The organism is uncultured Alistipes sp., from assembly GCF_902388705.1.
GTDB lineage: Bacteria > Bacteroidota > Bacteroidia > Bacteroidales > Rikenellaceae > Alistipes.
The window spans coordinates 73,276-85,421 of the sequence record NZ_CABMQJ010000001.1 but is presented as its reverse complement, the minus strand read 5'-3'; the positions used below and the strand labels follow the sequence as shown (position 1 = coordinate 85,421).

The 12,146-nt window shown below is 57.8% G+C and carries 10 protein-coding genes; 5 read left to right on the top strand and 5 right to left on the bottom strand.

Going from position 1 to position 12,146, the window contains the following annotated elements; all coding sequences use genetic code 11:
• Positions 1-14 precede the first annotated feature (14 nt).
• Positions 15-1,034: a sensor histidine kinase gene (locus QZT71_RS00385; RefSeq protein ID WP_295911095.1), complete on the top strand. Its 1,020-nt coding sequence runs from the start codon at positions 15-17 to the stop codon at positions 1,032-1,034.
• Positions 1,031-1,786 (top strand): LytTR family DNA-binding domain-containing protein, encoded by a 756-nt coding sequence (locus tag QZT71_RS00380; RefSeq protein ID WP_295911094.1) that lies wholly within the window; start codon positions 1,031-1,033, stop codon positions 1,784-1,786. The genes QZT71_RS00385 and QZT71_RS00380 overlap by 4 nt, the downstream gene beginning before the upstream one ends.
• Before the next feature lie 25 nt (positions 1,787-1,811).
• On the opposite strand, the gene QZT71_RS00375 is transcribed toward QZT71_RS00380, so the two are convergent.
• The 4 genes from QZT71_RS00375 to QZT71_RS00360 all read right to left on the bottom strand — a co-directional run bounded on the left by QZT71_RS00375 (position 1,812) and on the right by QZT71_RS00360 (position 6,471).
• On the bottom strand, positions 1,812-2,477 hold the full coding sequence (locus tag QZT71_RS00375; RefSeq protein ID WP_295911093.1) for an ATP-binding cassette domain-containing protein: 666 nt from the start codon (positions 2,475-2,477) through the stop codon (positions 1,812-1,814).
• The gene (locus QZT71_RS00370) at positions 2,464-2,784 is read right to left on the bottom strand and encodes a hypothetical protein (protein WP_295911092.1); all 321 of its coding nucleotides are present in this window, start codon (positions 2,782-2,784) and stop codon (positions 2,464-2,466) included. Before QZT71_RS00370 ends, QZT71_RS00375 begins: the two co-directional genes overlap by 14 nt.
• Before the next feature lie 62 nt (positions 2,785-2,846).
• Positions 2,847-3,953, bottom strand: coding sequence for an alanine dehydrogenase (gene ald / locus QZT71_RS00365; protein ID WP_295911091.1), 1,107 nt, complete (start codon positions 3,951-3,953; stop codon positions 2,847-2,849).
• Positions 3,954-4,044: 91 nt separating this feature from the next.
• Entirely contained in the window at positions 4,045-6,471 is a 2,427-nt protein-coding gene (locus QZT71_RS00360; protein WP_295911090.1) for a TonB-dependent receptor, read from the bottom strand.
• Positions 6,472-6,713: 242 nt separating this feature from the next.
• Between QZT71_RS00360 and QZT71_RS00355 the strand changes: the two genes are divergently transcribed.
• The 3 genes from QZT71_RS00355 (at position 6,714) to QZT71_RS00345 (ending at position 10,604) form a co-directional block, all read left to right on the top strand.
• The gene (locus QZT71_RS00355) at positions 6,714-9,176 is read left to right on the top strand and encodes an outer membrane beta-barrel protein (protein WP_295911089.1); all 2,463 of its coding nucleotides are present in this window, start codon (positions 6,714-6,716) and stop codon (positions 9,174-9,176) included.
• Positions 9,177-9,509: 333 nt separating this feature from the next.
• Positions 9,510-10,031 (top strand): DUF4251 domain-containing protein, encoded by a 522-nt coding sequence (locus QZT71_RS00350; protein WP_295911088.1) that lies wholly within the window; start codon positions 9,510-9,512, stop codon positions 10,029-10,031.
• A gap of 54 nt (positions 10,032-10,085) precedes the next feature.
• Entirely contained in the window at positions 10,086-10,604 is a 519-nt protein-coding gene (locus tag QZT71_RS00345) for a hypothetical protein (RefSeq protein ID WP_295911087.1), read from the top strand.
• 82 nt (positions 10,605-10,686) lie between these two features.
• Here QZT71_RS00345 and QZT71_RS00340 read toward each other — a convergent pair whose 3' ends face one another.
• The gene (locus QZT71_RS00340) at positions 10,687-12,138 is read right to left on the bottom strand and encodes an aminoacyl-histidine dipeptidase (RefSeq protein WP_295911086.1); all 1,452 of its coding nucleotides are present in this window, start codon (positions 12,136-12,138) and stop codon (positions 10,687-10,689) included.
• Positions 12,139-12,146 lie beyond the last annotated feature (8 nt).

The window sequence follows — 12,146 nt, the reverse complement described above, 5'->3', positions numbered from 1 at the left end:
CGCACACAACACACATGGGCTATTTAAAACAGGCCGTTCGCTCACGTTGGGCCATTCCGATGGCGGCATTCCTGATTCAATTGAGCCAATATTGGGCTACGCTGGTGACCATTACATGGTGGTCGAAACGCGCCTCGGTATCGGTCGCGTGGTTCTGCTTCCTCTGGATGGCAACCATCGTCATGCTGAAGATATTCCTGAACAGGCGTCTCTCTTTCCTGATGCGCTGCCTGCTGGGTGCAGCCGTCATCGCGGGGGTAGCCTTCACCGCCATGGCCATCATCCATTTCCAGTCGGAGCACGCATGGCTCTCGCTCGGATACGACGAATTCGGATACCTGATTATCACCTACACGATATGCCTGCTAATCGGGAGTATCGTATTGATGATAAATAAAGAACGCCAGCACGAAAAAGAGATCGAGATGCTCCGGCTGGAAAACCTCAGCAGCCAGTACAACGCCATCGCAAACCAGATAAGCCCCCATTTTTTCTTCAACGCGCTGAGCAACCTTTCATCGCTGATACGCAGCAATAAAAAACAGGAAAGCCTCGAATACATCGGTAACCTGTCGGGCGTATTCCGCTACATCATCCGGTTCAAAGGCCCCTCGCTGACCACGTTGGGCGAGGAACTCAATTTCATCACCTCTTACCGGCAGTTGATGGACGTACGTTTCGCCCAAAACTACAGCTGCCGGATCGACGTCCCGCAGCAGGCGCTCAACATGCGCATGCCCAGCCTTTCACTGCTGCCGCTGTTCGAAAACATCGTCAAGCACAACGTCATCGACAGCGAACACCACATGCGTATTACGATCTCGTTCAACGAACGCAACGAACTGGCCGTCGCCAACCCGGTCTATCCCCGACTCACGCCGCCCGAATCGAACGGCATCGGGCTCACCAACCTGCGCAACAGATACAGGCTGCTACTGGGCAAGGAAATCCGCATCGAGAAAGCCGAGGGGGGGGGAGAAGATTTCAAGGTCTTCCTGCCGATGGTGGAAATGAATTTTAAACAATCCAAATGAAGGTACTGATCATAGAAGACGAAGCAGGAGCACTCGACGACATGAGCAGCATCCTGACGGAAGTGGCCCCCGACATAGAGGTTGCAGGGACGACGGAAAGCATCATGCAGACAGTTTCGTGGCTGGACCGGAATCCCGCCCCCGACCTGATATTCATGGATATACACTTATCGGACGGCTCGGCATTCGAAATATTCAAACACACGTCCGTCGAATCGCCCGTCATTTTCACGACCGCCTACGACGAATATGCCATCCACGCATTCAAGGTCAATGCAATCGACTACCTGCTCAAACCGATCTGCGTCGAAGAGATGAAGCATGCACTGGCAAAATTCCGGAAACTCAACCGGCAGCCGGCCGTTCCCGACCTGAACCGGCTCTACGAGATGTTCGCACAACAGCGGACAAACAGCCATAAGAACATCCTGATCGCTTACCGAAACCAATTATTGCCCATCCCGACGGAACGCATATCCTTCTTCTACTCGACGAAGGAAACCTCGAAGGTATACCTTGCCGACGGCAAGAGTTACCCCTATAACAAGACGCTCGACAGCATATGCGACGACATGAATCCCCTGTCGTTCTGCCGGGTCAACAAGCAATACGTTATCGCCAAGCAACATATCCAAAATATCGTCGTATGGTCGAACAGCCGGTTGCTGATTACCATGGACGTGGAAACGCCCGAACCCGTTTTCCTGAGCAAAAACCGGGCGGCCGAATTCAAAAAATGGGTCACGGGGTGATTTTCGGGCTCAATTCCGGACGGAATTATAAGCGTGCAAGATAGCCGTAGCGGATCAAATCCTCCGGGCCGTGCGTCAGGTAGGTCTGGCCATCGGCCATCACATAGAGGCGGTCGGCTATATCGGTGACATGACGGTGCATATGATCCGTCAGCAGAATGCCTTTCGAGGCTTTCTCCTGCCGGATAAGTTCTTTCAGGGTTGCAACGTGCAGCGGCGCAACCTGCGAGAACGGCTCGTCGAGCATGACGAACTGCGCCGGGCTGCGCAGGATCAGGTAGCATTCCAGCAACCGCCGCTCGCCGCCCGACATGGAGTGGATTTTCGTGTCGTGCAGGTCGCCGAAAAGCGGGAACCACGCCAGCAGGTCGTCCCACGGCAGGCCGAAATCGCGCAGCACGCGGTCGACGCTCATCCAGCCCGGAATAGACCCCTGCTGCGTTAAGTAGCGCACTTCGTCGGCCCGGAAGTGCGCGTGCCACACACCGTCGATGCGCATCGAGCGGAAATCAGCACGCAGCGAACCGCAAAGTATCTTCATCAGACAGCTTTTACCGCAGCCGTTACGGCCGAGCACGGCCGTAACGCCGCCCGTTTCGACGGCGAGGTAGACGCCCGAAAGGATGCGCCGGTCGCCGAACGACAGTTCGACGGAATCGATCTCGAGGAGATGTTGTTCAGAGTAGCCCATACAGGAAAACAGCCGTCAGTTTCAGCAGCAGGTAACACCAGATAAAATCCGCAGCGCAGCTGACGCCCAGCAGCGCGCGGCGCCGGATGCCCAGGTTGCGGTAGTAGAAAAATTCATCGCCGTAGCGCTGGACAATCCAGACATAGAGGTACAGGGGATAGATCACCGCCTTGCCGAGCATGCACCACGGGATGGTTTCCGGCCCGTGGTTTTTAACCACCCAGGCAAACCCGATACTCACGGCCGTGCAGAAATAGAACATGGTCGAGTAATAGAAACGAAGTATGAGCAGGAGTTTGCGGGCCATTGCCCAAAGATATGAAAAAAGGCGGAAAGTCACGACCCTCCGCCCTTTTATTTACCGGGATATTACAGCGCCAGCGGCTCGTAGGGAAGCCCCCAGGCCTCGGCAACGGGCCGGTAGACCACCTTGCCCTGCACGATATTGAGCCCCAGTTCCAGCTCGCGGTTCTCCTTGCAGGCGCGCTGCCAGCCCTTGTCGGCCAACTGGACGACATAGGGAAGCGTGGCGTTGGTGAGCGCCAGCGTCGAGGAGTAAGGCACGGCGCCGGGGATATTGGCCACGCAGTAATGCAGGATGCCGTCGACATAATAAACGGGGTCTTCGTGCGTCGTGGGACGCGACGTTTCGAAACAGCCGCCCTGGTCGATGGCCACGTCGACCATCACCGAGCCGGGTTCCATCTCTTTGAGCATGTCGCGCGTAACGAGCTTCGGGGCTTTGGCGCCCGGAATAAGCACCGAGCCGATCACCAAGTCGGCATGTTTGAGCTCCTCGCGGATGTTGTATTCCGACGACATCAGGGTTTTGACGTTCTTGGGCATCACGTCGGCAAGGTAGGTAAGGCGTTGCAGCGAAATGTCGCAAATCGTCACGTCGGCTCCCGTTCCGGCTGCCGTACGCGCAGCGGCGGTTCCGACAACTCCGGCGCCGATGACGAAGACCTTGGCCGGCTTCACGCCCGGCACGCCGCCCAGCAACTTGCCTTTGCCGCCGCGGGGCTTCTCGAGGAAGTAACGCCCCTCCTGCGTCGACATGCGGCCCGCAACCTCCGACATCGGAATCAGCAGCGGCAGCGAACGGTCGGCCCGCTCGACGGTTTCGTAGGCGCAGCACACCGCCCCGCTGTCGATCATGGCATGCGTCAGGGGCTCGCTGCTGGCGAAATGGAAGAACGTGAAGACCAACTGGTCTTTGCGGATAAGTTTATACTCGGGAGCAATCGGCTCCTTGACTTTGATAATCATCTCGGCACGGGCATAGACCTCCTCGATTGTGGGAAGCATCTCCGCCCCTACCGCCGTGTAGGCATCATCGGCAAAACCGCTGTTCACACCGGCCGTAGCCTGCACATAAACTTTATGGCCCCGTTTGACCAGCTCCTGGGCGCCCGCGGGGGTAAGAGCAACACGGTTTTCGTTGTTCTTAATCTCTTTTGGAATACCGATAATCATGGATTTTTGAAGTTTTAAAGGTTTTTTCGCCTATTAAAGTACGAATTTCACATCGAATTCCAAAAAAATCCGGCGATTTTTTACACCCGCATCAAAATTTATAAGAGATTGTAAGATAGAACGAACGGGGATAGGTATAGGTGTAACGGGTGGCATGCGGCGTATAAAAGAGGGCGTCGCCCGAACTGATACGCCGCACGCGCAGGGATTCGTAACCGCTGTAAACCGTATTGCTGCCGCCCGTCAGGTTGCGCAGCATCAGCGAAGCCGTCAGCCGCGAACGGCCGAAATAAAAGGATTTGAAAAGCGAGGCGTCGAGCGTAAAGGCGTCGCCGAGCCGCTGCTGCCGGGTAAACTCGTCGAATGCCTCGGGCGTAATGCCGCCCTGCCGCGCGATACGCGCGGTACGACGCAGGGGCATCGGTTCGACATAGCGCCTCCCGGCATACCCTGCAGAGGCCCGGAATCCCCACCCTTTCGGCCCGAAGTAGGCAACACCCACGCAAGCCGTCAGGCCGGGTGCACCGCCCGTTTCACAGCCGCCCATATAACTTTCGGCACAGGTGTCGACGACCGAATTGTCGACATCGGAAAGCACCGTGACACGCGGGTTGCGAATGTATTTATAGCGTCCGGCCGAGGCTGCGAGCGACAGGCTCCAACGGTACGCGAGGCGGATGTCGGCGGCAGCTTCCGCACCGAGGGCCATGCGTCCGATGCCCGTCACGGCCATATCGCAGAACAGGCCCGCCATATCGTCGAAATAGCGGCGGGTTTCGGTGCCGTCGAGCGTCGCCGCAGCGAAGGCCGACAAACGCAGCGTCAGGCGGTCGCCCGTAAGGCTGTAATTGAGTTCGGCGGCATAAAAGCCCGCAGCCACGGGGGCGTCCACCGTGCGGTTGTTGTACTGCGGCTGGTAGAAGAGGTCGGCGGCAGCGGGCGCCTGCGCACCTGCGGCTGCCGAAGCTTCGAGGTAACTGCGGGGCGAGAAAGCCCATCCGGCAAGCAGTTTCACGGCATAGGGCGTGAACCGCATTCGCCGGGAGCGTCCGTAGGACTGCGTCCCGGGGAAAAGCTCCTTTTCATAACGGCCGTCGCGGAAGACGGCGGCATCGCACAGCGAAAGGGCTATGTCGGCGCGGAACCGGTCGGCACGGTATTCGGCATGCAGGCGGGCCTCCGCTTCGCGCGTCGACAGCAGGTAATCGTAGCCGAAGCGGTCGCCTTCGCGGACTCTACGGCCGGGGTGCCGCAGGTCGTTTTGCAGCAGGTTGCCGTACGTGTCGTCGTCCACGAGGTACTGGTCGATGTCGGTGATATATTCCGCCCCCAGCAGGTCGCGCACCTGCTTGTAGCTGCGCGTCCGGGCATGGCGGTACGAGAAGCCGTAATAAAGCGTCAGGCGCTCGTCGACCTCCGAGGTAAACAGGGCATCGAACCCGAGGTTGCGGATGCGCTCGGCGCGGTCTTCCAGCGCATAGACTGCATGGCCGCCCGCCATGCGGTTCTGCGCAATCAACTCGTCCCACCGTATCTGCGTGTAATGCGGCTCGTTCGCCCGCCACGCCTCTTCCGTTGCACGGTCGCCGGTATAGGAGGGCAGGTAGCGGTAATTGTCGGGCATCGGCGTACGGGCGTCGTACCACCCCAGGGCACTGTATTTCCGGATACCGCATTCGGCCCCGAAAGCCGCAGCGAGCGAAGTCGCCGGCGACAACCGCACCCGGTACGAGACGGCGGCCAGCGGTACGAACTCGCGCCGCACGCGCGAATTGCGCACCCGGCCGTCCTGGAATCCCCAGGCGGGATTATACAGGTTGTCGCCCGTGAGCCGGAATGCCTCTTCGGCCGAGGAGAGGCGCGTGCCCCGCACCGACGGCGGAACGATAAGCAGCAGATGCAGGCCGTGGCCGTCACCGAAGCGTTTTGCGACCCGGAAACCTGCGGTCAGCGCATGTGTAAAAACACCCTCGACATGCATGTCGCGCCCCGTGCGGGCATCGACGGCGGCGGCTCCGCTCCATCCCCGGCCCAGCGGCCGCGCGACGGCCAGCTTCGTCCCGGCCAGGTAGTTGCGGTCGGTAAAATGAACGGATACGCGGCGGGCCGCCTGCACGAACTCGTCCGGAAACCGGAACATACGGATACCGCCCGTCCGGCCCGTAATGCCGGCAACGGGGACAACGCCTGCGGAGGACTCCTCCTGCGCACCGAGCAGCCGCAACGCCGGGAAATAGCGCGACGGGATGCCGAGTCCGTCGACCGTGGCCGCCTCGGCACGGTAATCCTGCCCGCGGCGTTTTACAGCCACGTACGGCAGGTTGAAAGCGGTATATTCGGCATAAAGGTCGGGCATGGCCTGCACGGCACGGTAGAAAAGCGTGGAATCGGTGAGCAGGAGGGGCATGCGCTCCTCCTGCACGGGGGCATAGGGATAGTATTCGTCGTCAGGCTGCTGGGCCGCAGCGCCGCATACGGCGAACAGGCAGAGCAGCAGGCAACCGTATTTCGGGGACATGCAAAGTGGCTTTTCGGAATACAAATATAACCAATTTTATCACTACGGCAATAAAAACCACCGAATTACGTTTATTATGGCAGTGTGCCGACAAAATTTTTTTACATTTTTTTGACAGCGGGTAATTACCTATCATGCAACACATTACGTCAGACGACACATGGGGGGGGGTAATCCTCTTCCGCAAATTTGGAAAATAGCGAAACAAACCTCATATTTGTGAAACCTCAACGTGCTCTGACATGCAAAAAATCCACTATCTCCTGCTGTCGGCAGTTTTGCTCCTGTGTCTGCATCCGGCTGCCGCACAACAAACAAACACCCTGACCGGTACGGTCACCGACGCGGCTTCCGGCAATGCCGTAGGTTATGCAACCGTATCGCTCCTGCGCGACTCGACCACCGTCGTGGCCGCAGCGGCCGCCGACGCCGATGGCCGCTTTTCCCTCAAAGCCCCCGAAGCGGGCGACTACACGCTCGGTATCACCATGGTCGGATACACCCCCTACAAACAAGACGTGAAAGTTCCGGCATCGGGCAAGGCACTCGGCAAAATCGCCATCACACAGGGCGTGGATGTCGGTGACGTGGTAATCGAAGTGCAGAAGCCGCTGGTGATGGCAGACGCCGAGAAAACGACCTACTCGGTCGAGGACGATCCGCAGGCGTCGACCAGCACGCTGGACGAAATCATCCGCAAGGTGCCGCAGCTCTCGCTCGACGGCGACGGCAACGTCCTGCTCAACGGGCAGAGCAACTACAAAATACTGCTCAACGGCCGCAACTCGGCGACGATGAGCAACAATTTCAAAGACGTAATCCAGAGCATGCCGGCCTCGCAAATCAGCCGCATCGAGGTCATCACCAATCCCTCGACCAAATACGAGGCCGAAGGCGTGGGCGGTATCATCAACCTCATCACCCAGAAAAAGAAACAGTTCCGCGGCTACAACGGCAGCGTGGGCGGCAGCGTGACCGTACTGGACAACCCCGCCTACAACGGCAACGCCAACGTTTCGGTGCAAGCCGGGAAATTTGCGGCGGGCATCATGGGCTACGTCGGTTATTACGACGGCGGGCGCACCCCGTCGGAAAGCGAGTCGTGGCAGGAGAACTACAATTCCGACAACCGTTACAACCGGAGCTACACCGAGAACAGGGGCAGTTCGCGCTACGGCAACGTCGGGCTGGACATGAGCTACCAGCCCGACACGCTCAACCTGATTACGCTGAACGGCTGGCTGTGGCTCGGGCGCAGCCGCTACAAGTCGCTGGGCACGACCTCGATACTCGACCCGGACAGGAACCCGCTGCTGGAATACGGCAGCCGCAGCCTCCAGAAGTGGAACTACACGGGCGGAAGCGTCGCGCTCAACTACGAGCATACGTTCGGCCAAGAAGGGCACACGCTGACCGTTTCGGACGAGGTGCAGGCCAACCCCAGCACGGGATTCGCCGACCGCGTATACAACGACGGACTGAATTACAGGGCATTGCAGGACCAGGACAGCCGCATGACAGGCAATACCGTACAAATCGACTATGCCAATCCCTTGTCGAAACGCCACAAAATCGAGGCGGGACTCAAGCACATCTACCGCAACAGTACATCCGACACCGACAACAAAGAGAGCGACGACGAGGGCGCATTTCCGGAGGACAAGAAAAGGTTCACCGGCATGGATTACCGGCAACACGTGCTGGGCATCTACGCGGGATACGGCTTCACCTATACCAAATGGTCGGGACGCGCTGGCGCGCGCATGGAGCGGACGTGGAACGACGCCGACGTGGAGGAAACCGGCAAAGAAGCCTACTCGTTCTCCAACCGCCAGTTCAACGTCGTACCCTATTTGAGCGTGACGTTCATCCCCAAGGTGAGCCACAACCTGTCGCTCTCCTACACGCAGCGGCTCCAGCGCCCGGGCATCTATATGCTTTCGCCCGCCGTGGACGACACCGACCCCACACGCCTCTCCTACGGCAATCCCGAACTGGAGGCGGCGGTCTACCACTCGCTCAACCTGCAATACAGCCACTATGCGGCCAAATGGAGCATGACCTTCTCGCTCAATACATTCCTGTCGAACAACAACATGTCGTCGTACTCGTTCTCCGACACCGAAGGCATCACGAACAGCACGTACAGCAACGACGTGCGTTCGCGCAGCTACGGGTTCAACGGCTCGTTCTCGTTCCGCCCCTCCGAGAAGCTCAACCTCTCGTTCAGCTACAACGGCGGATATTCGCAGAACGATTTCGACGCCATGGACATCCACACCGACAACTTTACGTTCAGCCAGAACCTCAACCTCGACTTCGCGCTGTGGAAGCAGGCGCGGTTCATGCTCGGCGAAAACTACTCGACGGGGTATTCCTGGCTGGGCAGCAAATCGAAGGGCTACTATTATTACTACATGGGCGTCAAACAGCAGTTCCTCAAAAAGAAACTCGACTTGAGCATCACGTGCAGCAATCCGTTCGAGAAATACCGGAAGAACAAAAGCACGACCGACACCCCGACCTACGGCGGCTGGAGCGAATACCGGTATGCCTGCCGCAGCCTCTATTTACGCATCAGTTACCGCTTCGGCAAACAGAATGTCGGTGTGAAACGCACGGCCCGCTCGATCAGCAACGACGATATGAGCAGCGGCGCACAGGGCGGCGGAGGAGGAGCCTCGCAGGGCGGCGGGGCCCAGTAAGCCCGGCCTGTGCGGCAAAGGATTGCCGGAACCCGACAGGCAAGCAGGCACAGCCCGGAATAAACACGGAACCGGTGCACCTCCCCGGAAGCATTGTTGCAAAAAGGACGAGAACCCGTTGGTTTCTCGTCCTTTTTTTGTGAATTTAAATTATCGTCAGCACAAATAAAATAAAACAAATCAACATATTAATATATTGTTATGAAATATGAATTTATTTTATTATATTGTCACGAGAGCCGAAGCGACTGACAGGGAATAAAAATACAGGCAAGACCGCGGCAACGGTGTTTGCCGCATACGGATAAGTACCCAACTAAAACAATCCCAGTTATGAAAACCGCATTGAAATTACCGGGAATAATCTTGCTGACAGCGATTCTGACCGGTTGTGCAGCACAGAAACAGGTCGGGCGAACCGACCAGGCAATCGCTTCGCAGGCGCTTTATGGGCAGGCATTGCAGGCGCTGGAAGAGCAGCATTTCACCATCGAAGTCGGCGAATTCCAGTTTCCGGACGGGAAACCGCCTGTTTACGCCACCGACAGCAGCATTTCCATGCAAGACAGCCGTGTCGTCATCCGCCTCTCGCCGGATCTTGCTCCGCACCGTCCTTTCGACCACCTGAATATCGAGGCCGCTACCGCGAAAATGACAAGGGAGAGAAGCACGAAAAACGGGGATGCACGATTCGACATAAAGGTTAAGGGAGCCAAGAAATGGCAGGATACCCTGCTGCAACTCACTTTGTATAAGAATACGAACGAATGCTTCGTGCGCGTCAAAGGCGGAGATTCCGAGGTCGAAACCATCCGAATCAAAGGACATGTGCTCCCGACGACAGGAATCGATTAGCACGCATGCGGGCTCCCGCGTTCCCACCTTGTTATCAACCAAATCACTCCAGCCATGAAAACCGCATTGAAACTATCGGCCGCAATTATGCTGACTATGGCGTTAGCAGGTTGTGTCGCGCAGAAACAGGCCGGTAAGGCCGACAAAACGAGCGCCTCGCGTGCACGGCACGAAATGGCATTACGGGCGCTGGAAGAGCGATGTTTTATTATTGAAGTCAGCGAGTTCTACATGCCCGGCAAAAAGGCTCCTGTAAAGCCTGCCGTAAGCAGCTACATCTCCCTGCAAGGCGACAGGGCGGTCATCAGGTTCGCACCCGACCTCGCGACCCGTCCGTCTTTCGACCGCCTGAACATCACGGACCATGCCGCCAAACTGACCGAAGAGCAACAAAAACGAAACGGCGACATGCAGTTCTGCCTGAAAATGGACGGAGGGTTTAACAGCCAGAACAGAAAGGTTGTAATCACCTTATTCCGGGACACGAACAAATGTTATGTCCGGGTCACGAACGACCTGTACGGATACTCCATCGCCGATTTGACCGGATATATCTATCCGAAAGAGAATTAGCGGCACTGCCGATTGCGAACGACGGCGGCCCAGTGGAAGGGCCGCCGTCGCATTTATCCGGCAGGAACATACCGGCCGTACGTCAGACGGTTTTCAGTATTTCGAGCAGCAACTCCCAGAACTTGGGAACCGTGGCGATTTCGAGCCGTTCGTCGGGCGAATGCACGCCGCGGAGTGTGGGTCCGAACGACACCATTTCCAATTCGGGATATTTCTCGAGGAACAGGCCGCACTCCAGGCCGGCATGGATGGCACGCACCTTGGGGTCGGTATCGAACAGGCGTTTATAGGCGTCGACGGTTTTTTCGAGCAGTTGGGACTGCGGATTGGGCGACCAGCCCGGATAGCCGTCCGAATGGGCCACGTCGGCACCGGCCAGCGCAAACACCGACTCGACCATCTGCATGACGTAGGTCTTGGCGCTTTCGACCGACGAGCGCTGCGACGAGGTAACGACGATACGGTCGTCGCCCTCGAACTTCACCGAGGCGAGGTTGGTCGAGGTTTCGACCAGTCCCGGAACGGCGAACGACATGGCGATTACGCCGTTGGGAACACCCACGAGCGAGTAGACCAGTCCGAACTGCGTCTTTGCGTCGAGTACCCGGTCGACCTGCGGCATTTCATTGAGCGTAATCTTGAAGTTCGGCTCACGGAACCGGAATTCGGCCTCCAGGTCGGCGGCGAAAAGGTTGTAACGCTTGATGAATTCAGCCTTGAATTTATTCGGGATGCCGAAAATGGCGTAGGCTTCGCGGGGAATGGCGTTGCGCAGGTTGCCGCCGTTGAAATAGCTCAACTTCAGCTCGAACGACTGCATGCCGTCCCACAGCAGGCGCGCCACGGTTTTGTTCGAGTTGACGCGGCCCTTGTCGATGTCATCGCCCGAGTGTCCGCCCTGCAAATCCGAAACATCGACACGGAAGAACGTATAGTTGGCCGGAGCCGCCTCCATCGTATAACGGAACGTGGCAATGGTGTCGATGCCGCCCGCGCAGCCGATGAAGATTTCCCCCTCGTCCTCCGAGTCGAGGTTGATGAGGTATTTGCCCGTGAGCATATCCTCACCCAGTTCGAAAGCCCCCGTGAGCCCCGTTTCCTCATCGACCGTAAAAAGCGCTTCGACGGGGCCGTGCTCCACCGCAGGGTCAATCAGCACGGCCAGTGCGGCGGCCATGCCGATGCCGCAGTCGGCGCCCAGCGTCGTGCCTTCGGCCTTGACCCATCCGCCGTCGATACGCGTGCGAATCGGATCGTTGTCGAAATCGAACTCCACATCGGAATTCTTCTCGCATACCATATCCATGTGCGACTGGAGGATAACCGTCGGGCGGCCCTCCATACCCGGCGTGGCGGGTTTGCGCATCACCACGTTGCCGATGGCGTCTTTCTTATACTCGAGCTGGTGTTTCCGGGCGAAATCGATTAGAAACGCAATGATTTTACCCTCTTTTTTCGAGGGACGCGGCACCCGCGTGATGGCATCGAACTGCTCCCACACGATGCGGGGCTCCAAAGTAACTATTTCAGACATATCGTAAA